This is a genomic window from Priestia sp. Y58 (genome assembly GCF_029522095.1).
GTDB lineage: Bacteria > Bacillota > Bacilli > Bacillales > Bacillaceae_H > Priestia > Priestia megaterium_E.
The window spans coordinates 468,138-492,281 of record NZ_JAKWFL010000003.1; the positions used below are offsets into that span (position 1 = coordinate 468,138).

Sequence of the window (24,144 nt, forward strand, 5' to 3'; positions counted from 1 at the left end):
CTATGCAAAGGCGACATTCAAATAATCCTATTATTCTCGACGTTTCTCATCATCAAGGAATCATTAATTGGAAAGAAATAAAAAACACCTCAGTAAAAGGGGTGTATATAAAGTTAACAGAAGGCGGAACTTTTGTAGACCCTAGATCCTATGAAAATTATATAGGTGCCAAAAATGCGGGCTTGAGAGTAGGGTTTTATCATTATGCTCACTGTACAAATAGTCCGGAGAAAGAAGCTGCTTTTTTTATTGCTCAGCTTGGACAAATGAAACTAGATCTTCCGCCGTGTTTGGATCTAGAAGAAGATAAGAAAAAATCCAAAGAATTTGTTTCTCGCTTTGCCGTAAGCTGGCTCGAGCATGTTCACAAAACAACAGGGATTAAGCCTATCGTATATACGAACTATCATTTTGCTAAAACTTTTTTTACAAACGAAATAAGTAAGTATCCTTTGTGGGTAGCAAGATATAGTGCAGCCAACAGACAGGGCGGTATGCAGCACCCTGGCGAGCTAAGTCAGTGGCAGCGATGGACAATGTTTCAGTATACGGATTCTGGCAGAGTAAAAGGAATTTCTACAAATGTGGATATAAATGAAATGGACTACTCATTTTTTAAAGAAGTCACAACAAATCTCTCTATGACAAATAATACAAAAGGACCCTTTGTCTATTCCAAAGGCGATAGAGGGTTAGGAGTCAAACAAATTCAGCAAAACTTACTTGCGCTAGGTTTTTCTCTTCCGAAGTTTGGAGCAGACGGTTTCTATGGAGATGAATTAATCGCTGCAGTGAAAAAATTCCAGAATCGATATGGTCTTTTTTCAGATGGGATAGCAGGAGCGGACACACTGCCGCGTCTTGTTAAAAAAGTGAATAATCTGAATAATCTGGTTTGAGAGATTACCTGAGGGGGAAAAGTTACTGTAAGATTCAAAAAGGTACAAGGAAGGAGCTATTATGAGAAAACGAAAACAAAAAGCATTGATATCAGGTATTACCCTATCAACTGTAGGAGTCGGCATTACGTCTTATATATTAAGCGATGCTGCGAAACGACGAAAAGTAAAAGGACTTGTTCGAAGTGCCAAAGTCAAACTTTCAAGTTTATCTAAAAAACAGCAGGTAAATGCCAGTCTAAATAAAGATGCTCATTCAGATCCTACGTACGTTTCTGAAAGCAATATGATTTCAGAAGGACCTATGTATCAAGATCAGCATAGATAATAAAAAAACTAGTCTTGCCTCGGGCGAGACTAGTTTTTTTATTAATTTTATAAATAGCAGCGCTTATTCATGTTACACTCTCTATATAAGGGAATTATTTTACGCATATTTACAAGTAAAGGAGGAATAGAAGGAGTGATTAGTAGCGGATTATTTGTTAACTTATGTATTTTTTCTTTTTTTGTCAGTATTATGATTGCGATACGAATATTTTTGTTACAGCGTCTAGCCCATAAATACAAATGGATGAGTGGTATTTATGCAAGTATTGTTTCTGCTATTCTTATGGTATATAGCGTTACGTATCAACAGATTACATATGATTTACGTTTTCTTCCTCTTATTTTGACCGTTCTATACTTTGGTTATAGAGCCGGTGCAGTTGCAGGTATCACTATGGCTGTGTGTAGTATCTATTTAGAAAGTCATTGGTTACTGACTATCTTAATTTTAATCTTTACCTTTTTGTTTTCCCTTCCTCTTATTCGATATAGAAAGCAGTTTTCTTTATTAAAACAATCTCTTCTTTGTTTCTTTATTCATTTTATCGTTCATGTCTTACTGACAAATTACTTCTGGAATACACCTATTCAGTCGCCGTTTTATAGCGAAATAGAATATTTAGTGTTCGGGATTCTCGGACTGGGAGTAGCCGTAGCGACGATAGAATTTTATCGTAAATTTTACGCTGTAGCAGAAGAAGCTGCTTATACTGGATCAGATTCATGTAAGGATGACGAAGATTCTTTTTTTGTCAGAATAATGAAAAAAGAACTAGAATATACGAAAGAACAGCTGGAGTCTTTTATTAATCATCACATGGATGCGGTTATTATAACTGATTTAGAAGGCCAAATCTTGCGAGTTAATGAAGCCTATGAAAAAGTATATGGCTGGAAATCTCATGAAGTCATCGGGAAAAAATATTACGATATAGCAGGAGCTTTTAGTAAGGATGTACATGAGAATATAAAAAAGACTGTTGCTGAAAAAGAGGCAATCAATCGGGTAGAAGTTGTAAGAGCTCGTAAAGATGGAAGTTTAGTAGACCTTCGCATCACCATTTCGCCAATTTTTAATGGGAAAGATGAGTTAATAGGTTTGTCTGGAGTATGTGTGGATATATCTGAGGCTAAAAAAGCGAGAAAAGAGCTTGACTTGTTACATCGTAAGCTTAAGGAAAGTGAGTTGAAATATCGAACGTTATTTGAATATGCAAACGACGCAATTTATTTCCTTGAAATAGGTTCTAATCATTTTCCTTCTCGTTTTATCGAAGTAAATGAAGCTGGATGTAAGCGCTTTGGATATACGAGAGAAGAGCTTTTATCCATGCCATGCCAAGATATTATACCTAGAGATTCTGACATTGTTCGAAAAACGGTTGAAGAAATTCGCCAAGGAAATCTTTCTTTTACGCTGCAATCACAGTTTACATTTAAGTCTGGAGAAGTAAAAAAACTAGAATATAGTGGGAAATTGTTCAATATAGAAAACAAAAAAGTGCTTCTTATTGTTTCAAGAGACAGGACAGAATACCTAGAAACAGAAGAGCTGCTGCAGAAATCTGAGAAATTAGCAGCGGTCGGTCAGCTTGCTACAGCTATTGCTCATGAAATTAGAAATCCTTTAACGGCCATCAAAGGGTTTATGCAGCTATTAACTGAAAAAGCGAGTAAAGAAGAGTTAACCTATATGAACATTATATCCTCTGAAATTGAGCGTATTGAAATGATTACAGATGAATTCATGTCTGTGGCAAAACCACAGGTCGTAACATTTCAGTCGATTGATTTGCAGCTGTTAATTCAACAAGTGATTTTATTGCTGCAACCTCAAGCAACCATGAAAAACATCTTTATTAAACTTCACTCATATGGAGAAATGCCTCTTGTATATTGTGAAAGCAATCAAATGAAACAGGTGTTTATAAATATTCTTAAAAATGCGATTGAAGCAATGCCTTCCGGAGGAGAAATTAAAGTTGAGCTGAGACAAAAAGACAACAATCACCTTCATATTCAAATTATTGATGAAGGTGTAGGAATTTCAAAAGATCGCATCAAATATTTAGGTGAACCATTTTACAGTATTAAAGAAGACGGCATTGGGTTAGGGTTGATGATCTGCTTTAATATTATCCAGCAGCATAAAGGAACTCTTAGTATTGAAAGTGAAGTAAACAAAGGGACGAATGTGGAAATTTGTTTACCGTTATAATAAAAGGTAATCAGTTAAAGGAAGAAGAAATTTTGCAACAAGTTGTTTAGTAAAGTTATAATATTCTATGTTGGAGTAAAATAAGCAAAGGAGTGGTTACGATTAAACAGAAAAAGTGGATTAACATATTTCGTATTCTGTATATTATTTTTGCTATTATTGCGATTGGAGCATCTTTTGGAGACTATTCTTTTGGGCTTAATAATCCCCGCATAGTCAGTTTAACGGCTCTCGTTTTGGCGGTTATCTGTATTGTTCCGTATTACATACTTCGCTTTAAAGAACAAGCTTCTAAAAGTAAATAAGTTAATATTTGTTATCTTAAAAGAGGCTGGGACAAAAGTATTTTAGTGGAAGGGAGATCCGAACGATTCATCGTTCGGATCTTTTTTGTTATGGGGAACATGGGTTTAATTTAGCTGGTTGCTTCTAGCGGTTAATTGGAGTAATTTCGTTATGTCTCAATCTCTTTTTTATCGTCATAAAAGGGCGATAAATGGGCGAGCATTTTTCCTAGCCTGTACATATGCTATAGAGTAAACAGGCTACGGAGGTGAAGTGAAATGGGATTTTGTAACTGGGGTTACGGCGGTGGTTATGGCTACGGCGGTTACGGCGGCTACGGTAATTACGGTGGCGGTTTTGCATTAATCGTTGTACTATTTGTTTTATTAGTTATCGTTGGTTGTACATGTTTCAAATAAAAAAAAGCACGAATCTGCAAAGATTTTAGTAGATTCGTGCTTTTTTATGTTCATAAGAAGGGCAGTACTATAATAAAATAATGTTGTGCACGTGCATAAAAAACATATAAAAAATTTAATTAATAGATTAAAAAAATAAAAAAATGAAGAGAAAGAGTAGATTTAAGCTGCAAAAAGGGTCTGAAATTTATAATTTTCCTTATAAGTAATTTTTGTAAAATGCTTCATAGAACTGATAGTAAGACCGAATAACACTACCTAGGCCGCTAGTTTTTATCAGCTGACTAGAAGAATTATTTTACTTGTATGAAAATCAACATAAATGATTTTCATATAGTTTAAATAGGTAAAAAAGACTTATTTCAGAGTATTTATTTTTAATTTTCATAATAATAGGAATATTAAAATAATATATAGACGTAGTAATTTTTAGTTGCTATAATGTTGATAATTATCGCAATTGACAGAAAAATTGTGATAGTTAAATTTACTAGGGATAGGGAGAAAAAACTATGAAAAAGAAAAAACAGGCTTTAAAGGTATTATTATCAGTTGGTATCCTTTCTTCATCATTTGCTTTTGCACATACGAGCAGTGCCGCGCCAAATAATGTACTTTCAACCGAAAAGTATAACAAAGAAATTAAATCTCCTGAGTTTATTTCTGGCAAGCTTTCAGGCCCATCATCCCAGAAAGCTCAAGACGTCGTATTTCATTATATGAATACAAATAAAGACAAATATAAATTAGGAAACGAAAATGCTCAAAACTCATTTAAAGTGACAGAAGTAGTGAAAGATCCCGTTGAACAAGCAACCGTTGTACGCTTGCAGCAGGTATATAATAACATTCCTGTTTGGGGATCTACTCAATTAGCACACGTAGCGAAAGATGGAACTTTAAAAGTGGTATCAGGTACAGTCGCTCCTGATTTAGACAAAAAAGAAAAGCTAAAAGGCCAGAAACAAATTGATGGCAAAAAGGCGATTCAAGTAGCTGAAAAAGACTTAGGATTTAAGCCGACTTATGAAAAATCTCCTTCATCTGAACTGTATATTTATCAAAATGGTTCAGACACTACATATGCTTATGTAGTAAATCTAAATTTCTTAAATCCTGAACCAGGCAACTATTATTACTTTGTTGATGCTACTAGCGGTAAAGTACTGGATAAGTACAATACAATTGATTCCGTAGCTGGTCCAAAAGCCGATGTGAAGCAAGCGGCAAAGCCGGCAGCGAAACCTGTAACAGGCACAAATGCTATTGGCTCAGGTAAAGGAGTGCTTGGAGATACTAAATCCTTAAAGACAACGTTATCTAGTTCTACTTACTACTTACAAGATAATACAAGAGGGGCGACAATCTATACTTATGATGCAAAAAATCGTACATCTCTGCCAGGTACACTATGGGCAGACACGGATAATACGTACAATGCAACCCGCGATGCAGCTGCAGTAGATGCTCACTATTATGCAGGCGTGACATATGATTATTATAAAAACAAATTTAACCGCAACTCCTATGACAATGCAGGAGCTCCGCTAAAATCGACTGTTCATTATAGCAGCGGCTACAACAATGCATTTTGGAATGGCTCTCAAATGGTATACGGAGATGGAGATGGAACTACTTTTGTTCCGCTATCAGGAGGATTAGATGTGATCGGACATGAATTGACGCATGCGGTCACAGAAAGAAGCTCTAATTTAATCTATCAATACGAATCAGGTGCATTAAACGAAGCGATTTCAGATATTTTCGGAACGTTGGTAGAATACTATGACAACCGCAATCCAGATTGGGAAATTGGAGAAGATATTTATACGCCTGGAACAAGCGGTGATGCACTTCGTTCAATGAGCAACCCAGCGAAATACGGAGATCCGGATCATTATTCAAAGCGCTATACAGGTTCTAGTGACAACGGCGGAGTTCATACAAACAGTGGTATCATCAACAAAGCTGCTTACTTGCTAGCTAACGGTGGAACGCATTATGGCGTTACTGTAACAGGCATCGGCGGCGATAAGCTAGGAAAAATTTATTACCGTGCTAATACGCTATACTTCACTCAATCTACAACGTTTAGCCAAGCGCGTGCAGGTTTAGTACAAGCTGCTGCTGATCTATACGGTTCAGGATCTCAAGAAGTAATTTCAGTAGGCAAGTCATTTGACGCAGTTGGTGTTCAATAAGTTATAAACCAAAAGTCGCAAGATAAATGAGGTATCTTACGACTCTCTATACTACCTTACTACCAATAAAGGAGTACTCGTATAAATATATTACAGTACTCCTTTATTTTATGTTAATAAATAAGGAAGACAGATTTCTTATTAATCTATAAAATCCGCTTCTTATTCCTCCCTTTTATATCCATTCGAATTATACCGTTGTTTGTTAAATGAAGAGGACCCGTTTTAGTAAACGGTCTTATTATAAAATGTTATAATAAAGAAAAGAATTGAATACATACATATGAAAAAGGAGTGGAGGAATCAATGGATAAAATTGCTGTTATTTCAGATATCCACGGAAATCTTCCTGCATTAGAAGCAGTTTTAGCTGACATACAACAACGAGATATCCATCGCATCATTTGTCTAGGTGATTTAGTAGGAAAAGGACCGGATTCAAGTAAAGCGATTGATATCATAAAAGAAAAGTGCGAAGTAACAGTAATGGGAAACTGGGATGACTTCATTACAAAGCCTGCGGAATTTGAAGCGCTAAAATGGCATCAGAAGAAGTTAAGTTCAGCTCAAGAGGCATACTTAAAGGAACTTCCTTTTTCTGTTGAGTTTATGATGAGCGGAAAATTAATTAGAATGTTTCACGCTTCACCTAGAAGTCTTTATGACCGAATTCAACCCTGGGATTCACTTGAAAAGCGCCTTAGTCTATTTGCTAATACGGAATATACGGAAAATATAAAAGGATTAAGAGAGCCAGATGTCATCTGTTACGGAGATGTACATAATGCATTTATTCAACATATTAAAGGGAAAACGCTATGTAATGTAGGAAGTGTAGGAAACCCGCTTGATTTACCACAAGCTTCCTATCTTATCTTGGAAGGAAAGGATCAAGACGAAAGCCCTTCAGCATTTTCTATTCAATTCGTGCGTATTCCATACGATATTGAAAAGGCAATCGAATTGGCGAGATCTGTAGAGATGCCGGACTTTGAACCTTACGTTCAAGAACTAAAAACAGCTCGCTATAGAGGACTAAAAAATTAAGAATAGAATGAATCTCAACCTTCAGCATAAGTGCTGAAGGTTTTTTAGTGGAGTATATGAGGGGTTTTTCAACATCATTAGTATGATACATGCAAATAAAAGTTATTCCAATGAATTTAAGGAAGGGAAAACTTGGAGAAAAACATACAGCATTTGAAAGGAAATAAATTTTATTTTATGAAGACAATATGAAGAGGGCAATTCTATTTGAACATAAGGTCATGCAAAAACGCCCCTGAAAAGCTGTTTTTACCATAACGAGTGGAGGAATACATGATGAAATTTTTTATTGATACAGCTAATCTGGAAGATATTAAAAAAGCATATAAAATTGGGGTATTATCAGGTGTTACTACAAACCCTTCGCTAGTAGCTAAAGAAGGCGTAAAGTTTGAAGATCGCATCGAAGAAATTTTAAAAACCGTCCCGGAAGTAGAATCCGTTTCAGCAGAAGTCACGCCCGACACAGTAACAGCAGATGACATGATTGCTCAAGCAGAAGAGCTTATCAAAATTAACGGAGGAGACAAAAATATAACGATTAAACTTCCTATGACCATTGCTGGATTGGAAGCAACCCGTTATCTAGCTAAAAAAGGCGTAAAAACAAACGTAACGTTAATTTTCACAGTGAATCAAGCGCTTCTAGCAGCTCGTGCCGGTGCCACATACGTATCGCCATTTTTAGGACGCTTAGACGATATTTCAGAAGACGGGGTTTATCTGGTATCTCGAATTGCAGAGCTATTTCGAATTCAACACATTGACTCACAAATTATAGCAGCGTCAGTCAGACACCCAGATCACGTCACACGAGTAGCTCTTGCTGGGGCTCATATTGCGACCATTCCGTATGCCGTAATTGAACAATTAGTAAAACACCCGTTAACAGAGCAAGGAATTGAAAAATTTGCATCAGACTGGGAAAAAGCCGTAAAAAGTTAAATTGACTTAAGGAGAAGACATCATTTTAGTGTCTTCTCTGCTTAAAGAGTACACGAAGATTCTTTTTTCTATTTTGCAGAAAACAACTTATCATTAATAGGCGAACATCCTATACATATACACAGAGATGACATACGTTAATAGAAACGAAAGAGGTGTTAAAATGGGCTGTATTATTAACATTGAGAATATCGTGACTAACGGGTTAAAAGACAATTCGAATGTAAGCGTAGGCTGTGTTGTACAAAATAGCCACACAGCAAATACAAAATCGGTAGGAGCTTGTTTTTCGTTTGGAAATGGTTCTCCTGCTATTGCCTCTATGACAAACAGTAATATCGACTTTTGCAAAGATGAAGAAAATAAAGAGCAACAATCTTGAAAACAATTCCAGAAATACTCTTTCTGGAATTGTTTTTTGGTAAGTGATAGAGTTTTGTTAATAAGATGTTGGATTTTTCAAAGACAAATATCCATGGGGAAGGTGAGCTGCGCTATGAGCATTATTTCGATGATTCCTTATACATACATTGAAAGAAAAGTGAAACGAACACAAAAGGTGACGATTCAGCATTCAAAAGACATATGCTTATACGCTGATAGTATTCAAACAGAGAAAAATTGCTTCCACGTTAACAGCGTGTTTGATATCTCTTACAAATGCGTCTCAAAAGAAAGCGGCTTTTTATACTTACATACAAATCAAGGGATGTTCGCTTATACCATACACACCGATCCTGCTGATTTTATAGCAGCATATAAAGATATAAAAAAGAAGGGATAACATTGCTGTCATCCCTTCTTTTTTGTTATTATTTTATCCACTGTACAACTTGATCCATACTTCTTCTTGTCTTGCCGCGCTTAGGTTCATGAATTCGGTAGCCGAATGCAACCATAACGGAAACATCAAACTTGCCGTCTTCTAGTAATCCTTCTTCTTTTAGAATTTCATGTACTTGGTCATAGTTAAACCCTTCAATTGGGCAAGAATCAATGCCAATTTGAGCAGCTGATGTCATCATATTAGCTAGTGCAATATAAGATTGTTTGCTAGCCCAATCAAATAGCGCTCGCTTGCTTTCGAACAAGTGAAAATCATTTTCTTGGAAATCTTTATAACGAGGCATTAATGTCTCTAATACATCATCCGGCATTTCTTTTACGTTTTTTTGAAGATTCAACACATATTCAGAGTCATATCTTGCGTCTGTACGAGAAAGAATAATAACAAAATGACTTGCTGTAGGAATTTGACCTTGTGCTCCCCAAGAAACAGCTTTTAATTTTTCTTTTAAATCTTTATTTTCAACGACTAAAAACTTCCACGGCTCATAACCTACTGAGCTTGGAGATAAGCGCCCTGTTTCTAAAATGAATTGGAAATCTTCATCGGAAATTTTCTTTGTTGGATCAAACTCTTTTGTAGCATGACGAAAGTTAAATGCGTCTAAAATTTCTTGTTTTTTATCTGTATTGTTCATGTGTAAACAACCTTTCTGTAAAAATATTTAGTGATGAACTGTTCAGAGTAATCTATACCCTGAATAACTTACAGTTAACAGTTAGTTAACATACAATTTGTCATAAAACCCGTTTGCAAATTTATCATAAATCATATAAATCATCCTAACAAGTACGCACATTTTTGTTGTATAGTATACTTTTTTATACTATTAATGCAGTTTTATAAGAAGCAGAAAGGAGTAAACAATCTGTGGAGTTTCTTTTTCGAAAAAGTAATTAAGAGAAGGAAGAGAGGAGAAGAGTGATCTTCTCCTTTTTAATTAAATTTTTGTATTTGATTTTTTCGCTTTGTTTTCAAGTTCACTTTTTGGTTCTGTTGAAAATTCAACATCTTTTCCGTGTCCTTGAGGGTTAACTCCAGGAGCCACTTGACCACGGTTAGCAGATTTTTTTGTACCCATTTTCGTCACCTCCGTTCGGTTAGTATGTACAAAAAGCAAAACAAAAATTAGGAAGTAAAGAGTGGAAAGATGAATATGAAAAGATTATCTTTAAGCATCTTCATTACATAAACAAGATAGTTACTCATTTAAACGGCCATAAAAAAACACCCTTGGAAGGGTGTTTTTTGTTTAAGAATCTGAGCTTGTCGCTCTGTCTGCGTATGGATAGATAGGATCTTTTAAGTGAAATTCGTAAGTCACTCCATCTACAAGTCCTACCGTTTTATTGCTATCATAAAGGTCCAGCATAAAAGCAGCCATTTCTTTTGACGTATGAAACTTAGGTACTCGTCCTTCGTATTCAAAATCACTCATATCCATCGAACGCTGTGCAAATTCTGTTTCAGTAGCCGCCGGAGCTAGAACTTTAGCCTGCATTTTTGCTCCTCTTCCTTTTAATTCTTGAGAAAGACCTTCTGTAAATGCACTTACGTAGAATTTTGTTGCGCAATAAGTGACTGCATCAGCAACAATGGTGTAGCCGCCTCCAGAAGAGACATTAATAAGCTGTGTACCTTCAACGTTTTCATAATCTCTTACAAATAGAGAAGAAAGAATGGTTAAGGCTTCGATATTTAAATGAAGCATTGTTTCAATTTTAGTTAATTTTTGTTCACCGACAGAAGCAAAGTTTCCGAATCCAGCATTGTTAATCCAAGTTTCTAATTCATACTCTTTGAGTGACTCATAAAACGTATGAGCATTTTCTGCCACGGATAAATCAACCGACTGGACAATAACATTTACATCTTGGTTCAGTTCTTCAATCTTTCCTTTTAATTCATCCAGCTTGTCCTCTCTACGTGCAGCTAATATAAGGTTTTTTCCGCGCGTTGCGAAAGCTAAAGCTGTTTCATATCCAATTCCTGAACTTGCGCCAGTGATTACTGTATATTTCATGTTGATTCCTCCGTTTTCGATGTTTTCCAATTGATTATAATTGTTAAAGTATACTTTAAGTCAAGCGTTTATTCGATTTATTTTTCCCTTTAGACGTCTATTTATAAACATTTGAAGTTGGGTGCTAAACTTTTTTTCTTTTATGCTACACTTGAAACAACAGCCGAAATTTCATTTCATTAAAAGGAGGAATGTATGCGTTTTCCCAATGCGAATATAAGATCTAGCTTACTTGCCCAAATTACATTACTTATTACGGTAGTTATTCTTGTGAGTACCGTCCTTGTATGCATTTTATTTTCTGCAATGATAGATGAAATTGTTGAAAAATATGTAGGTAAGCAAGCTATGACAGTAGCAAAATTAGCTTCTGAAGACAAAACGATTGTAAAAGCTTTTAGGAATAAAAATCCTTCTGAGCACATCCAACCTATTGCAGAAAAAATAAGAAAAACCACTGGAGCAGATTACGTCACCATCGCTAATGATAAAGGAATCCGCTATTCTCATCCCAATAGTAGCTATATTGGAAAACATACCAAAACAAGCAACGAAGCTTCTTTAAAGGAGCATCAATCCATTATTTATAAAGGAAAAGGAATTTCAGGATTTGCAATTAAAGCCAAGACTCCCATATGGGATAGCCGAGGAAACGTAATAGGCGTTTCGTCAGTAGGGTTTCTTGTAAGCAATATAGAAAAACAGATTAATGATTATAGAATAAAAATTATTAAATTGTCCTGTATTCCTTTTCTTATTGGAGCATTTGGAGCTTTTTTCATTGCAAGGCGGGTAAAAAGACTAATATTTGGACTGGAACCGGAGGAGATTTCCTTTCTTTTTAAAGAAAAAGAGGCTACCCTTGAATCTATTCAAGATGCTACTGTTACTGTAAATGTCAAAAAATATGTAACGTCGATGAACAGAAGGGCCAGAGAACTATTTGGTCATCTTCAAATAGGAGGAGAGATAAAGAACGCCCGTTTAGGACAGCTAATTGATCAAGCGGTAGAAAAGCAGCGAGTGTATTCTAACCAGTCCCTTGTACTAGATGGTCAGCAGTATATTTTAGATTTATCTCCTATTATAAGAAAAAAAGAAGTGCAGGGTATCGTCCTTACTATAAGAACTTTATCTCAAATTGAAGAGTTGACAGAAGAGATTTCTAAAATTAAAATGTTTTCTGATAATTTACGTGCTCAAAATCACGAATTTTTAAATAAGCTGAACGTCATTTATGGATTGTTAAAGTTAAAGAAGTATGAGCATGTCATGCAAATGATTTCATCAGAGGTAAAGGAACGCCAAGATATTATTTCTTTTTTAATGTCTTCTGTAAAGGATCCTTTGATTGCGGCATGCTTACTTGGAAAGATCAATCGTTCGAAAGAATTAGACGTTACTTTAGAAATTGACCAAGATAGTAACTTAACAAGTACTTTAGATATCGAAGACGCAAAAAACGTTGTTTCTATCTTGGGGAATTTAATCGATAATGCGCTCGAGGCTGTGCGAGAACATAAAGGGAACGTGCTGGTATCTTTTACAGATGTAGGAAATGACCTGATTTTTGAAGTTGAAGATAATGGACCAGGGATATCAAAAGAAGTAGAAAATATGATTTTTATAGATGGTTACACAACGAAAAAAGGTGAAAATCACGGAATTGGATTGACTATTGTTAAAAGATCTGTAGAGCTGCTTAAAGGTGAACTATACATAAGCAAAAGTATGTTACAAGGAGCAAGATTCACATTAGTTATCCCAAAGCTATTAAATAATGAAAAGGAAGAATCGATATGACTGAAAATCAAATTAATGTCATGATTATAGAAGATGATTCTACAGCTGCACAAATTTATGAACAGTTTACTAAGAAACTAGAGCATTTCACTGTTGTTGCGACAGCAGGATCTGGAGAACAGGCTTTAGAACTGCTAACAATATTTACGCCGCAATTAATTTTATTAGACGTCTTTTTACCAGATATCAACGGAGTGGAGCTGCTATGGGAAATCAGAAAGAAGTATCGAGGAATCGATATTATTTTAATAACGGCAGCCAATGATGTTGAAACAGTAGGGGAAGCAATAAGAGGAGGAGCATTTGGTTATTTGGTGAAACCTGTAATTATTGATAAATTTTTATCTACTTTAAAACATTATCAGTCTACGAGAATAGAATTAACCGAAAATAAAATGATTAACCAAGATAAAATAGACCATTTATTTAGAACACGTCATAACCGCCACACTCAATCAGCAGCTGCAGTAACAGAACTTCCTAAGGGGATTGATAAACATACTCTTCGTTTAGTAAGAGATAAAGTTCGCGAAGTTCAGCAGAGCTTGAATGTAGATGAGTTTGCTCAACTAGTAGGTATCAGTTATTCAACAATGAGAAGATATTTAGAGTATTTAGTATCTTGTAAAGAAATGCAGGTGGAAATAGTGTATGGAAGTGTAGGGAGGCCTGAGCGGAAATACCGAGTAACTAATTCTACATAAAAACGGGATAGCGGTTCTTTGTCCGCTATCTCGTTTTTATGTAGAAATGATGCATGAAAAAAATGAAAAAAATTACTTTTATAAAAGATATTAAACTTATGTTGGTTATCTATGAACCTGCTTTAACAAGTGATACCTTTTTAGTAACGTGTAGCAAACAAAAATGAAACCGTTATCAAAAAGGAGGAAAAATATCTGTGCTTTCTTTATTAGGATTTTTAATGGTTGCAGTATTCATGTATTTAATTATGTCAAAGCGACTTACCCCAATGGTTGCTCTTATCATTATTCCAATTATATTTGGTTTAATAGGGGGTTTTGCTAGCGGAATGGGACCTATGATGCTAGAGGGTGTAAAAGATATTGCTCCTACAGCTATTATGATTTTATTTGCTATTTTATATTTTGGATTAATGATTGATTCAGGATTGTTTGACCCTCTCGTTTCATTCATTTTAAAGGTTGTAAAAGGAGATCCTCTAAAAATCGTCGTCGGAACTGCTGTTCTTTCAATGATGGTTGCTTTAGATGGCGATGGAACTACTACCTATATGATAACGGTCTCTTCTTTGCTTCCATTATATAAACGGCTAGAAATGAATCCGCTTATCCTAGCAGGAATTGCGATGCTATCTATGGGAGTTATGAATATGACTCCGTGGGGAGGTGCTTCTGCTATGGCTATGAGTTCATTAAATTTAGATTCGTCTCAGTTGTTTTTGCCTTTAATACCTGTAATGGGTTTTGGACTTCTATGGGTGCTATTTGTTTCTGTTGTCCTTGGAAGAAGGGAAAGAAAAAGGTTAGGAGTTATCAATATTAAACATTCTGCAAATGAAATCGCACACGCAGATGAATTAGAGGGAACAGCGCAACATTTAGACTATCGACGTCCTAAGTTAGTATGGTTTAATTTTCTCCTTACCGTTAGTCTTATGGTGTGCTTAATTATGGACTTTATGTCGTTGATGCTTTTGTTCATGGTAGCGTTTGCTATTGCATTATTAATAAATTATCCAAACATCAAAGATCAACAGCAGCGAATTTCATCTCATGCAAATAATGCGGTAGCCGTCGTTTCAATTGTTATTGCAGCAGGTATTTTTACAGGAATTATGTCTGGAACAAAGATGATTGATGCTATGGCAAATACACTTGTAGGAATAATCCCAGATGCAATGGGTCCTTTTTTGCCAGTTGTAGTAGCATTTTTAAGTGCTCCTTTTACATTTTTTATGTCTAATAATGCCTTTTATTTTGGCGTATTGCCAATTATTGCTCAAGCTGCTGAAAGTTATGGCATTAGCGCAGCTGAAATTGGAAGAGCTGCTATCTTAGGACAACCTGTTCACGTGATAAGTCCCTTGGTAGCAGCAGCTCACTTATTAATTGGAATGGTAGGAATTGAATTTAGTGATTTGCAACGCTTTTTAATTAAGTGGGCGCTAGGAACTACGGCAGTGATGACAATAGCTGCATTAATTTTAGGTGTTATTTCTATCTGATAAAAAAAGACCCCGAAGGGTCTTTTTTAATACTCTTACGTTGAACTAGACTGTTCGCTGCAGCTGCTCTTTTTAAAATAAAACTTATAAATTAAAAATCCGCATACAGCCACTACCGCTGCAATTAGAATATACGTTTGTGCATCTGAGATAAAAGATTGAATGGACTTAAAGTTTCCGATTTGTCCTAGCCAAAGCATGGCGATATTCAAAGGAAAGATACCAAGGAATGTGAGCAGAGCAAACGGCATAGGTTTCACTTTAGATAGCCCTGAAAGGTAGGAAATGTAGTTGCCGAGACCTAAAGGACGAGCAATGGCAATACTCCATAATCCGCATTTTTTAAACCATTTTTGTGATTTCTCAAACGCTTTTTTCTTCTTTGATAATTTTTTCTTTACCTTATCTTCTAATTTATAGCCTATCCCATACGGTATAAAGCTAAAAGCTGTATAAACGGCGCTTCCTGCAAGAGCGATTAATAATAATTTCACTATGTGCATGTTTAATAAGTATCCGTAGGTAAGGGTGAGAAGAGAACCAGGAAATGGCAGGGAGGAAGCCTCGATGGCCAGTCCGCTTAAAAGTCCCCAAATTCCAAATTGTTTCAGTAAGTCTGTTATGAAGTGTAGCATAAGATCGCCTCTTTTTCTGTGTCATAACATTCAAATACCCATCTATATGTTCGGAAAAACTTATAAAAGAAAAGAAAATAAAGGAAGAAAGCGGGATGGGACAGAAAAAAATTAGCTTGTACAAGGAAAAAGGAAGGAAGTGTATTTTATAGCTTCTACTCAGAGTAAAATTATAGGAAAAAAATAATTGAGGGTGAATTTTTAAATAAACTACGACTTTTATTCATAGTTTTGATTCCTTTTATTCATTTTACTTATAAAAATAGCTGGTGTAAACTTGTTGTGTTGTGAAATAATCCATTATGTATATGCATTAAAAGGAAAGGAGGTTACTGTGTGATTATTATTGTAGGATTGTTATTGTTGATGTTTTTTGCTTATCTAGGATGGTCTATTATCTGGGTAGCACCTGTTGTAGCTACGTTCGTTGCTTATTTTAGCGGTTTAAAAGTACTTCCTACTTATACAGATGTGTATATGGGAGGGTTTGTAGATTTTGCTGCAAAATGGTTCCCCATCTTTTTATTAGGAGCCGTCTTTGGAAAGCTAATGGAAGATACAGGCGCAGCTAAATCGTTGGCGCAGCGTATTGCTAAATTGTTTGGAAGTAAAAGAGCCATTTTAGGGGTGCTAATTGCTTCAGCCATTTTGACATACGGCGGAGTGAGTCTATTCGTTGTTGTCTTTGCGATTTATCCTTTAGCAATCGCGCTATTTCGAGAAGCTGATGTATCGCGAAATTTACTGCCAGCAACCATTGCACTCGGAGCATTTACGTTTACAATGACAGCGATTCCAGGTACGCCTCAAATTCAAAATCTGATCCCGACTGCTACATTTAAAACCAATGCAATGTCCGGTTCGATTATTGGAATGGTCTCAGGTCTTATTATGGCGGTGGGAGGATATTTATGGTTAGCTTATCGCGATAAAAAATTAAAAGCTAAAAATCAAGGGTTTACCGAGCCTAATGAATCATCAGTCGCAGCGAGTGAAGAGCAGGACCCGATGAATGTAATATTAGCTATTTTACCGCTGATTGTCGTTGTCGTGGCATTAAACGTTTTAAAATGGGAGCCTATCGTTTCGTTATTAATTGGTATTTTTTCTATTTTACTTATTAATTTTAAACATTATAAGAAGTTTATTTCTTCTATAAATGAAGGAGCAAAAGGATCCGTGATGGCTGTTATTAATACGAGTGCAGCAGTAGGTTTTGGCTCGGTTATTACAGCAGTTCCAGATTTTAAAGATGTCACGCATGTGTTGCTAAATGTTTCGAGTAATCCGCTCGTTTCAGAAGCGTTAAGTGTTCAAGTGCTAGCGATGATCACGGGTTCAGCATCCGGCGGTATGGGTATTGCGCTTCAAGCATTAGGAGATACGTGGTATCACTTGTCTCAAACGACGAATTTAAGTGCTGACGCTCTGCACCGTATTGCAAGCGTTGCGTCAGGTGCATCTATTTTACCGCATAACGGTGCGTTGTTAACGCTGTTAGCCGTAACTGGTCTTCGGCATAAAGAAACCTATAAAGACGTATTTGTTGTTGCATTTATCATTCCAACAATCGCTTTATTTGCAGGAGTCGCATTAGCGGCAGCCGGTATTATTTAAAAACAGGAGGAGAATACAGATGGTTGAAAATCAAGTAATTGTAATCACAGGAGCAGCAAGAGGAATTGGGTTTGAAATAGGTAAACGATTCGCAGAAAACGGCGGAAAAATTGTGTTATCCGACATTGATCAAGCTGCTGTAGAAGCTGCAGCACAAAATCTTCGTGAAGCTGGATTTGAAGCGCTTGGTGTCAAAGCCGATGTAACAAAAGAAGAAGAAATCAAACATTTAATTGAAACAGCAAACGCGCATTTTGGAGCGGTTCATACGTTCATTAATAACGCTGGCTTGCAGCATGTTTCTCCAATCGAAGAGTTTCCAACTGAAAAATATGAGTTAATGATCAAAATTATGCTAACAGCTCCATTTATGGCGATTAAGCACGCGTTTCCGATTATGAAAAAACAAGGGTTCGGACGTATTATTAACGTTTCTTCTATCAACGGTTTAATCGGTTTTGCGGGCAAAGCAGCTTATAACAGTGCTAAACACGGTGTAATTGGGCTAACAAAAGTAGCTGCTCTTGAAGGCGCAGCACACGGTATTACGGTGAATGCACTTTGTCCTGGCTATGTGGATACACCACTAGTGAGAGGTCAGTTAGATGGTTTAGCTAAAACAAGAAATGTACCATTAGAGAGTGTGCTTGAAGAAGTTATTTATCCTTTAGTCCCTCAAAAAAGATTACTAGACGTGAGCGAAATTGCTGACTATGCTATTTTCTTAGCGAGTGATAAAGCAAAAGGTGTAACTGGTCAAGCGGTAGTAATGGACGGCGGATATACAGCTCAATAAAAAATAGAATAAGTCATTAAAAGCATAAAGGAGTCTAATGAGCTCATTTATGCTTTTTTATGTTATATCTATTCTATCGAGTTAATCAACGTTAAAATATATATAACTAGGCTATACATAAAAAAAGCCTACAGATTAGAAAGGATGATACATATGGTGCAAACAGTAAATGAATTAATTAAACATCCGGTTTTTTATTTTTTTAACGAAATTTCAGCTATTCCTAGAGAATCTGGAAATGAAAAGAAAATTAGTGACTATTTAGTTTCTTTTGCAAAAGAAAGAAGCCTTGAAGTTATACAAGACGAGGCTTTAAATGTAATTATTAAAAAGCCGGCAACTAAAGGATATGAAGATGCTCCAGCTATCATTTTGCAAGGACATATGGACATGGTATGCGAGTTAAATAAAGGAACTGTCCATGATTTCGAAAAAGATCCGCTTCAACTGCGAATTGTGGAAGAGATGCTTTACGCAAATGGTACTACGCTAGGAGCTGACAACGGGATTGCGGTTGCATATGCACTAGCTTTATTAGATGCTCATGATATAGCTCACCCCTCTCTTGAAGTAGTCATTACTACTGAGGAAGAAACGACTATGGGTGGAGCCATTGCTGTAAATCCAGCTTATTTTGAAGGGGAAATCTTCATTAACCTTGATACAGAAGAGGACGGAAAGCTGCTCGTCAGCAGCGCGGGCGGGGTAAAAGGCGTGCTTCGCATTCCTGTAAATTGGGAATCGTCTTCCAATAACTCAGAAACATATAGCTTAAGCATCAGTGGGTTGCGTGGCGGACATTCTGGAATGGAAATTGATAAAGAAAGAGGAAATGCTAATAAACTGCTAGGGAGAGTTTTATATGATTTACAACAAGAACTTCCCTATTCTTTAAGCAGCATTAGCGGCGGATTAAAATCAAATGCGATTCCCCGTGAATCAGAAGCAATTCTATCAGTTGAGCCTTCTGAGGTAGGAAAGCTAGAAAATAAGGTTCGTGAGTGGAACGAAATAGTAAAAAATGAATTACAAGCGGCTGATCCGAGCGTATATGTAAAAATAAACAAATCTTCTTCTGTTGAGAAATGTTTTACAAAGGAAACGACAGAACGAATTGTACAAGCTATTATGCTAACACCAAACGGCGTTCAAAGCATGAGTATGAATATTGAAGGATTGGTAGAATCTTCTACCAACTTAGGTGTGATCACGACAACAGAATCTGAGGTTGTTTTTCAAAATGAAATTCGCAGCTCAGTAAAAAGCTTAAAAGAAAAAATAGTAAGCCAAGTGCGCATACTTGCTCAGGTAGTCGGAGGAACAGTTGAAACAAAAGGTAATTATCCTGAATGGGCGTACAATGGAGATTCAAAAATTCGTGAATTATGTAAAAAGGTTTACAAAGAAAAGTATGGAGAAGAGGCGGAGATCATCGCTATCCATGCTGGAATTGAATGCGGTATTTTCCTAGAAAAAATCCCTGGATTAGACGCCATTTCGCTCGGACCCGATATGTACGACGTTCATACGCCTGATGAGCACCTGAGCATTCCGTCTACTATTAAGACATGGGAATACTTATTAGCGATATTAAAAGAGACAAATAAGATATAAAGTTATCAGTATCCCTATAATTTTTTTAAAAAGAGCTTCTGTAAAGGAGCTCTTTTTCATTCGTTATTTATCAGATAATAAGCAGGGTGACCTCAACGCGATAGGCAATTGAGAACATTTATGTAAGCGTTTTACAAATAAAGGTTTTAAAATGGCCCTAAAAGAGGTAAACAATTACTAAAACGATAGACAAATGAATTCAAAACAAGCTCTGCAACTAATAAATTAGTAGGGAGAGAATGTATATGAATGATAATAGTCTTATCAAGGATCCCTTTTTGGAAAAAGGAGAAATTGAATTTTTAGAATTAAGGAAAGACGAAATACGCTATCTAAAGTTCGATCGATTTTTGAAAGTGATTAAAGCACTTAATCAACGCAGTGACAAAGGCTATCAAAGTCTTATGCTTTCGGTTGATGGCTTTAAAGGTAATTCAAGAGAATTATATGAGATAGAGGAGTTTCGTAGATACGTAAATTTGTTAATTAATCAAGTTCCTCAAATGTTATTTTATATTCATGATAAAAACAAAATGACTAATCAAATTTTGAAGAGTTTATCAAATAATAGCAGCCAACAGGCGTCTATAGATCCTAAAAAAGCACGTTTAATGATTGATGCCATACAGGAGCAAGTAGAGAAAACAGAGGATAAAGAAATAAAGGAAAATCTTTCTGAATTCGTATGTAAAATACAGAGCTTTGTGAATCCGTATTAACAGTTCCCAATAGAAAAGTAGAATCCATGTTATAAAAGAGTACGAGAACTCAAAGTTTCTCGTGCTTTTTTATTGGAAAAACTGTAGAAAGAGAAAAGGATTATCAACATATATGGATAAATAATAATGGTAAAGCTTCATATTCTGCCGTGAAATAACAAGGAGGAATGAACATTGCATCATATTGAAATAAGAAGACCAAAAATAGAGGACCGCGCAGAACTTCACGAGCTTTTTAATGAAGTAATCACAGATACCTTTCAGAAAGAGGGTCTATCTGACATGGTGAACGATATACAAATAGAAATTGAAAGTAAAGAACAATATTTAAAAAGTGACCTTGATAGCGATGGAAAACATCGATTCTTTTGGCTCGGAATAGATACGTGTACCAATAAAATTATTGGCTGTATTGAATATGGCCCTGTTAGTGAATTAATTATGGCGTGTACAAAAGGGGAGCTACAAGGATGGATTGAAATCGGCACAGTTTTTGTTCATCCAAAGTACCAAAGAAAAGGGGTAGGAACACTGCTTGTACATATTATGCTGCTTACGCTTCAAAGCAGAGAAATTAAAAAAATCTGTTTGGATAGCGGATACAAGAATGCTCAGAAAGTATGGAAAAAAACATTTGGCGAACCACATTATTTAGTAAAAGATTACTGGAGCAAAGGGTATCATCACATGATTTGGAAAATAGAAACAGAACGTACACCGATAGTATTTAAGTCCAGTCATAACGGATAATAAGATGTCTTCTAGAAAATAGCCGGTAGAAAGGTACCGGCTATTTTCTACTGATTGAGCTACGATTATTTAAAGATAAAAAAGACCTCTCTGAAGGTCTTTTTTTATGGACATATAACAATTCTTTTTAAGAGCGAGCAGGATAGTTTATTAGAGAGCTAGAACACATTCATAATACGAACGATTACGGCAACAAGCTGAATATGAGAAAAACATATTCTTATCTTTGAAATAATAATAAAGCTTTTATCACTTATGTGGAGGAGTATGAAAATGTCTATATATGAAATTTGGAATGAAGTGGATCTTTATATGAATGATAAGCTTATAGAACCTGACCCTATTCTTGATGAGGTATTGAAGGCAAATCAAGAGGCTGGATTACCTGCCATCGACGTATCGCCTAGTCAAGGAAAGTTTCTGCATTTGTTAGCTTCTTTAAAAGGAGCTAAACGTATTTTGGAAATTGGTACTCTTGGAGGGTACAGCACGATTTGGCTAGCCAGAGCTCTTCCGAAAGACGGACAGCTGATTACGCTCGAATTAAACGCTCAGCATGCAGAAGTAGCAAGAGCTAATTTAAAAAGAGCGGGAGTAAGCCACTTAGTAGAAGTCATTGTCGGCCCCGGGCTTGATACATTAGCTGTATTAAAGGATAAGGGAACAGAGCCGTTTGATCTTATCTTTATTGATGCTGACAAGCCGAATAACCCAAATTACTTAAAGTGTGCTCTAGAATTATCGAAAAGAGGAAGTACGATTATTTGTGATAATGTTGTTCGTCAAGGGCATGTGGTGAACTCAGAAAGTGAAGATGAAAATGTAAAGGGAATTCGACAATTTATGAATGCTCTGGCTCAAGAAAAACGAATCAGCGCCACGGCTATACAAACCGTTGGAAGCAAAGGCTATGATGGATTCATTGTAGGGATTGTTGAATGATAAAATTTGTATTACACATAAAAAGAGACGGAGACATACCTAAATCCATCCAATCTAAAGATGAACAAATGGGATCCATGAGCTGGACTACTTGTCACAGCGCTGTTGATTGCCATGTAAGACTACGCTTTCGGGGAGGCTCTCCTATTCTGCTTTTCCAGCAGGAGTCTCCGCTTTGCCTTCCAATCAACAGCTAGAAGCACCTACATACATGAAACCTACGTTCAGCGTCCCCACGAAAAAATCCGAACGAGTTGGATTCTCAACCAAACTCGTTCGGATTGTCCTTCAACTAACATACTTTTGTTCCAGACTCTTTTTAAATGGGCCCCAATTTATCTGTCATTTGTTTTTTGGTTAAAAAATTAATCAATTCTCGTACAGCGAATGAACTGTAGCGTTCTTTTAACAGAATAATTCCAAGTTCCCACATCATTTCAGGATCTGCAATAGGTACCGTAATAATATTGGAATCTTTCACTTTGGCATAAAGCGATTCGGGTAAGATAGCAATACCTAGTTCTGCCGCTGTTAATTCAATAATTAAATCCCATTGAGAACTTTTATACGCTATAGAAGGCACAAAGCCTGATTTTAAAGCATCTTGAATTAACCGGTCGTGCAGCGTAAATTCTTCACTAAACATAATGAATTTTTCATGCTCCAATTCTTTCATCCAGACGGAAGAACGTTTCGCTAAAGGATGGTTTTTATGCGCGTATAAAAGGAATCTCTCCTTAACGAACGGGTATACGTGAAAATGTTCATCATGACCGCTTGTGAGAGGAAGCATAACAATCCCTATATCTACACCAGCCTCTTCCACAAGTGCTTCAATTTTTTTTGCTCCAAATTCAATAAGCTCTAGAGATACTTTAGGGTATCGTTCATTAAATGCTTTTGCAATCTTCGGGAAAAACAAGGTCCCGATGAGCGGAGGGACGCCCATCTTGATTTGCCCTGTTTGCAAGTTCATTAAATCTCCCAACAAGTGAGGCATGTCTTTTAACACCGACAGAGCTTTAGTTGCCTGATGATACACGACTTCTCCTGCATCAGTTAGCTTTAATTCTCTTGTTGAGCGATCAAGAAGCTCAAATCCTAGTTCATTTTCTACTTTTTTGACGGCTTTACTTAAAGCCGTTTGTGACAAATGAACTTGCAGCGCTGCCTTTGTAAAATTTTTATGGTTCGCTACCTCTATAAAGTATTCTAAGTCTCTGATTTCCATGTGAAACTCCATTTCTGCAAACTGCTTATCCTTTTTCTTTACTCTTTATTTTAACCATTAAATTATTTACTGTAAATGCGCTGATTAAAAAGGGGGAGGATATATCCAATGAATAAAAACAGGGAAAGGAAATGAACTAAAGTTTCTGTCGAAATTGATTTATAAAACGAATAATCTTTTTGTAGAGAAACATGGATTTCGCTACTAGCTGATGAGGAATATAAAGATTTTTGCCTGTACGTTCGGGCAAAAATGCAAAACTTATTAAAATAACTGAAAGTCCAAAGGCTGCGGCTGTAATCTCTAGCCAAGAAAACATCATATCATTCCTCCTTTTACAAACCTATTAATAGAATATGTAAAAGTTCGAAAGGAGGTTGTACGATAGCCCCATAACGAGCGGGGGTATGAAGTTCTCTCTGAAAATAAAATGACGTTAAAGAACGCAGGCGCTGCGCTCTTTAACGTCATTTTATTTTCGTTCTTCAGCTTGATGCTCTTGTTTGTTTTGCTCAGTAAGACGTTTTTGATGAGCCTTTGTTTCTGCGCTTACGTGATTCGCATCATTCGGTTGATTTTTCTTTGAACCTCCTGCAGCGTTACTCATTAGACGA

Annotated in this window: 25 protein-coding genes and 1 pseudogene; 19 read left to right on the forward strand and 7 right to left on the reverse strand. The window is 36.2% G+C overall.

All coding sequences use genetic code 11. From position 1 onward, the window contains the following. Window positions 1-2: 2 nt before the first annotated feature. The 10 genes and pseudogenes from MMB68_RS12415 to MMB68_RS12460 all read left to right on the forward strand — a co-directional run bounded on the left by MMB68_RS12415 (window position 3) and on the right by MMB68_RS12460 (window position 9,128). Window positions 3-899, forward strand: coding sequence for a GH25 family lysozyme (locus tag MMB68_RS12415; protein WP_277548902.1), 897 nt, complete (start codon window positions 3-5; stop codon window positions 897-899). A gap of 61 nt (window positions 900-960) precedes the next feature. Further along, window positions 961-1,227 carry a hypothetical protein gene (locus MMB68_RS12420; protein WP_014460133.1) on the forward strand — a complete coding sequence of 89 codons (267 nt, stop codon included), beginning with the start codon at window positions 961-963 and terminating at the stop codon, window positions 1,225-1,227. Window positions 1,228-1,362: 135 nt separating this feature from the next. Next, entirely contained in the window at window positions 1,363-3,447 is a 2,085-nt protein-coding gene (locus MMB68_RS12425; protein WP_277548904.1) for a PAS domain S-box protein, read from the forward strand. A gap of 92 nt (window positions 3,448-3,539) precedes the next feature. Then, window positions 3,540-3,752 (forward strand): hypothetical protein, encoded by a 213-nt coding sequence (locus MMB68_RS12430; RefSeq protein ID WP_013083131.1) that lies wholly within the window; start codon window positions 3,540-3,542, stop codon window positions 3,750-3,752. Window positions 3,753-4,010: 258 nt separating this feature from the next. Then, entirely contained in the window at window positions 4,011-4,151 is a 141-nt protein-coding gene (locus MMB68_RS12435; RefSeq protein ID WP_013057023.1) for a YjcZ family sporulation protein, read from the forward strand. Window positions 4,152-4,753: 602 nt separating this feature from the next. Beyond that, window positions 4,754-6,352: pseudogene (locus MMB68_RS12440) on the forward strand (M4 family metallopeptidase); the annotation flags it as partial. Window positions 6,353-6,658: 306 nt separating this feature from the next. Continuing rightward, window positions 6,659-7,399, forward strand: coding sequence for a metallophosphoesterase family protein (locus MMB68_RS12445; RefSeq protein ID WP_264409157.1), 741 nt, complete (start codon window positions 6,659-6,661; stop codon window positions 7,397-7,399). 276 nt (window positions 7,400-7,675) lie between these two features. After that, complete coding sequence (fsa, locus tag MMB68_RS12450) at window positions 7,676-8,344, forward strand: fructose-6-phosphate aldolase (protein ID WP_013057026.1); 669 nt, start codon at window positions 7,676-7,678, stop codon at window positions 8,342-8,344. Window positions 8,345-8,507: 163 nt separating this feature from the next. Beyond that, complete coding sequence (locus tag MMB68_RS12455; protein ID WP_028413367.1) at window positions 8,508-8,726, forward strand: spore germination protein; 219 nt, start codon at window positions 8,508-8,510, stop codon at window positions 8,724-8,726. A gap of 114 nt (window positions 8,727-8,840) precedes the next feature. Next, window positions 8,841-9,128, forward strand: coding sequence for a 3-isopropylmalate dehydratase (locus tag MMB68_RS12460; RefSeq protein WP_099330992.1), 288 nt, complete (start codon window positions 8,841-8,843; stop codon window positions 9,126-9,128). Between the two features lie 28 nt (window positions 9,129-9,156). On the opposite strand, the gene MMB68_RS12465 is transcribed toward MMB68_RS12460, so the two are convergent. From MMB68_RS12465 to MMB68_RS12475, 3 genes are all read right to left on the reverse strand, one after another. Further along, window positions 9,157-9,828, reverse strand: a complete 672-nt coding sequence (locus MMB68_RS12465; protein WP_045295331.1) for an NAD(P)H-dependent oxidoreductase — start codon at window positions 9,826-9,828, stop codon at window positions 9,157-9,159. A gap of 303 nt (window positions 9,829-10,131) precedes the next feature. After that, window positions 10,132-10,272: a small, acid-soluble spore protein L gene (gene sspL / locus MMB68_RS12470; RefSeq protein WP_013057030.1), complete on the reverse strand. Its 141-nt coding sequence runs from the start codon at window positions 10,270-10,272 to the stop codon at window positions 10,132-10,134. Window positions 10,273-10,443: 171 nt separating this feature from the next. Continuing rightward, window positions 10,444-11,214, reverse strand: coding sequence for an SDR family NAD(P)-dependent oxidoreductase (locus tag MMB68_RS12475; protein ID WP_264409159.1), 771 nt, complete (start codon window positions 11,212-11,214; stop codon window positions 10,444-10,446). A gap of 195 nt (window positions 11,215-11,409) precedes the next feature. On the opposite strand from MMB68_RS12475, the gene MMB68_RS12480 reads away from it, so the two are divergent. From MMB68_RS12480 to MMB68_RS12490, 3 genes are all read left to right on the forward strand, one after another. Then, complete coding sequence (locus MMB68_RS12480; RefSeq protein ID WP_277548906.1) at window positions 11,410-13,017, forward strand: ATP-binding protein; 1,608 nt, start codon at window positions 11,410-11,412, stop codon at window positions 13,015-13,017. Continuing rightward, on the forward strand, window positions 13,014-13,721 hold the full coding sequence (locus MMB68_RS12485; protein WP_075419930.1) for a response regulator: 708 nt from the start codon (window positions 13,014-13,016) through the stop codon (window positions 13,719-13,721). The genes MMB68_RS12480 and MMB68_RS12485 overlap by 4 nt, the downstream gene beginning before the upstream one ends. A 197-nt stretch (window positions 13,722-13,918) precedes the next feature. Next, window positions 13,919-15,226 carry a CitMHS family transporter gene (locus MMB68_RS12490; RefSeq protein ID WP_221812841.1) on the forward strand — a complete coding sequence of 436 codons (1,308 nt, stop codon included), beginning with the start codon at window positions 13,919-13,921 and terminating at the stop codon, window positions 15,224-15,226. A 35-nt stretch (window positions 15,227-15,261) separates the two neighbouring features. On the opposite strand, the gene MMB68_RS12495 is transcribed toward MMB68_RS12490, so the two are convergent. Then, entirely contained in the window at window positions 15,262-15,861 is a 600-nt protein-coding gene (locus MMB68_RS12495) for a DedA family protein (RefSeq protein ID WP_014460120.1), read from the reverse strand. 336 nt (window positions 15,862-16,197) lie between these two features. On the opposite strand from MMB68_RS12495, the gene MMB68_RS12500 reads away from it, so the two are divergent. From MMB68_RS12500 to MMB68_RS12525, 6 genes are all read left to right on the forward strand, one after another. Continuing rightward, window positions 16,198-17,478, forward strand: a complete 1,281-nt coding sequence (locus tag MMB68_RS12500; protein ID WP_277548907.1) for a GntP family permease — start codon at window positions 16,198-16,200, stop codon at window positions 17,476-17,478. A 19-nt stretch (window positions 17,479-17,497) separates the two neighbouring features. Then, complete coding sequence (locus MMB68_RS12505; protein ID WP_013057034.1) at window positions 17,498-18,274, forward strand: 3-hydroxybutyrate dehydrogenase; 777 nt, start codon at window positions 17,498-17,500, stop codon at window positions 18,272-18,274. A 153-nt stretch (window positions 18,275-18,427) separates the two neighbouring features. Further along, window positions 18,428-19,888, forward strand: coding sequence for an aminoacyl-histidine dipeptidase (locus MMB68_RS12510; protein WP_221783148.1), 1,461 nt, complete (start codon window positions 18,428-18,430; stop codon window positions 19,886-19,888). Window positions 19,889-20,133: 245 nt separating this feature from the next. Beyond that, window positions 20,134-20,607, forward strand: a complete 474-nt coding sequence (locus MMB68_RS12515; protein WP_221783150.1) for a hypothetical protein — start codon at window positions 20,134-20,136, stop codon at window positions 20,605-20,607. A 174-nt stretch (window positions 20,608-20,781) separates the two neighbouring features. Then, complete coding sequence (locus tag MMB68_RS12520) at window positions 20,782-21,357, forward strand: GNAT family N-acetyltransferase (RefSeq protein WP_277548908.1); 576 nt, start codon at window positions 20,782-20,784, stop codon at window positions 21,355-21,357. 255 nt (window positions 21,358-21,612) lie between these two features. Further along, window positions 21,613-22,299 carry an O-methyltransferase gene (locus MMB68_RS12525; protein WP_277548909.1) on the forward strand — a complete coding sequence of 229 codons (687 nt, stop codon included), beginning with the start codon at window positions 21,613-21,615 and terminating at the stop codon, window positions 22,297-22,299. 319 nt (window positions 22,300-22,618) lie between these two features. On the opposite strand, the gene MMB68_RS12530 is transcribed toward MMB68_RS12525, so the two are convergent. The 3 genes from MMB68_RS12530 to MMB68_RS12540 all read right to left on the reverse strand — a co-directional run bounded on the left by MMB68_RS12530 (window position 22,619) and on the right by MMB68_RS12540 (window position 24,137). Then, on the reverse strand, window positions 22,619-23,530 hold the full coding sequence (locus tag MMB68_RS12530) for a LysR family transcriptional regulator (protein WP_277548910.1): 912 nt from the start codon (window positions 23,528-23,530) through the stop codon (window positions 22,619-22,621). A gap of 136 nt (window positions 23,531-23,666) precedes the next feature. Next, window positions 23,667-23,852 carry a hypothetical protein gene (locus MMB68_RS12535; RefSeq protein ID WP_221783159.1) on the reverse strand — a complete coding sequence of 62 codons (186 nt, stop codon included), beginning with the start codon at window positions 23,850-23,852 and terminating at the stop codon, window positions 23,667-23,669. 150 nt (window positions 23,853-24,002) lie between these two features. After that, entirely contained in the window at window positions 24,003-24,137 is a 135-nt protein-coding gene (locus MMB68_RS12540) for a hypothetical protein (RefSeq protein WP_013057043.1), read from the reverse strand. Window positions 24,138-24,144 lie beyond the last annotated feature (7 nt).

What these genes read in the sequence shown, in the direction of transcription:
- fsa (WP_013057026.1), top strand. Translation starts at nt 7,676, where the DNA reads ATGAAATTTTTTATTGATACAGCTAATCTGGAAGATATTAAAAAAGCA.
- MMB68_RS12495 (WP_014460120.1), bottom strand. Translation starts at nt 15,861, where the DNA reads ATGCTACACTTCATAACAGACTTACTGAAACAATTTGGAATTTGGGGA.
- MMB68_RS12510 (WP_221783148.1), top strand. Translation starts at nt 18,428, where the DNA reads ATGGTGCAAACAGTAAATGAATTAATTAAACATCCGGTTTTTTATTTT.
- MMB68_RS12460 (WP_099330992.1), top strand. Translation starts at nt 8,841, where the DNA reads ATGAGCATTATTTCGATGATTCCTTATACATACATTGAAAGAAAAGTG.
- MMB68_RS12535 (WP_221783159.1), bottom strand. Translation starts at nt 23,852, where the DNA reads ATGATGTTTTCTTGGCTAGAGATTACAGCCGCAGCCTTTGGACTTTCA.
- MMB68_RS12435 (WP_013057023.1), top strand. Translation starts at nt 4,011, where the DNA reads ATGGGATTTTGTAACTGGGGTTACGGCGGTGGTTATGGCTACGGCGGT.
- MMB68_RS12420 (WP_014460133.1), top strand. Translation starts at nt 961, where the DNA reads ATGAGAAAACGAAAACAAAAAGCATTGATATCAGGTATTACCCTATCA.
- MMB68_RS12445 (WP_264409157.1), top strand. Translation starts at nt 6,659, where the DNA reads ATGGATAAAATTGCTGTTATTTCAGATATCCACGGAAATCTTCCTGCA.
- MMB68_RS12540 (WP_013057043.1), bottom strand. Translation starts at nt 24,137, where the DNA reads ATGAGTAACGCTGCAGGAGGTTCAAAGAAAAATCAACCGAATGATGCG.
- MMB68_RS12465 (WP_045295331.1), bottom strand. Translation starts at nt 9,828, where the DNA reads ATGAACAATACAGATAAAAAACAAGAAATTTTAGACGCATTTAACTTT.
- MMB68_RS12485 (WP_075419930.1), top strand. Translation starts at nt 13,014, where the DNA reads ATGACTGAAAATCAAATTAATGTCATGATTATAGAAGATGATTCTACA.
- MMB68_RS12525 (WP_277548909.1), top strand. Translation starts at nt 21,613, where the DNA reads ATGTGGAGGAGTATGAAAATGTCTATATATGAAATTTGGAATGAAGTG.
- MMB68_RS12475 (WP_264409159.1), bottom strand. Translation starts at nt 11,214, where the DNA reads ATGAAATATACAGTAATCACTGGCGCAAGTTCAGGAATTGGATATGAA.
- MMB68_RS12415 (WP_277548902.1), top strand. Translation starts at nt 3, where the DNA reads ATGCAAAGGCGACATTCAAATAATCCTATTATTCTCGACGTTTCTCAT.
- MMB68_RS12455 (WP_028413367.1), top strand. Translation starts at nt 8,508, where the DNA reads ATGGGCTGTATTATTAACATTGAGAATATCGTGACTAACGGGTTAAAA.
- MMB68_RS12530 (WP_277548910.1), bottom strand. Translation starts at nt 23,530, where the DNA reads ATGGAAATCAGAGACTTAGAATACTTTATAGAGGTAGCGAACCATAAA.
- MMB68_RS12515 (WP_221783150.1), top strand. Translation starts at nt 20,134, where the DNA reads ATGAATGATAATAGTCTTATCAAGGATCCCTTTTTGGAAAAAGGAGAA.
- MMB68_RS12480 (WP_277548906.1), top strand. Translation starts at nt 11,410, where the DNA reads ATGCGTTTTCCCAATGCGAATATAAGATCTAGCTTACTTGCCCAAATT.
- sspL (WP_013057030.1), bottom strand. Translation starts at nt 10,272, where the DNA reads ATGGGTACAAAAAAATCTGCTAACCGTGGTCAAGTGGCTCCTGGAGTT.
- MMB68_RS12505 (WP_013057034.1), top strand. Translation starts at nt 17,498, where the DNA reads ATGGTTGAAAATCAAGTAATTGTAATCACAGGAGCAGCAAGAGGAATT.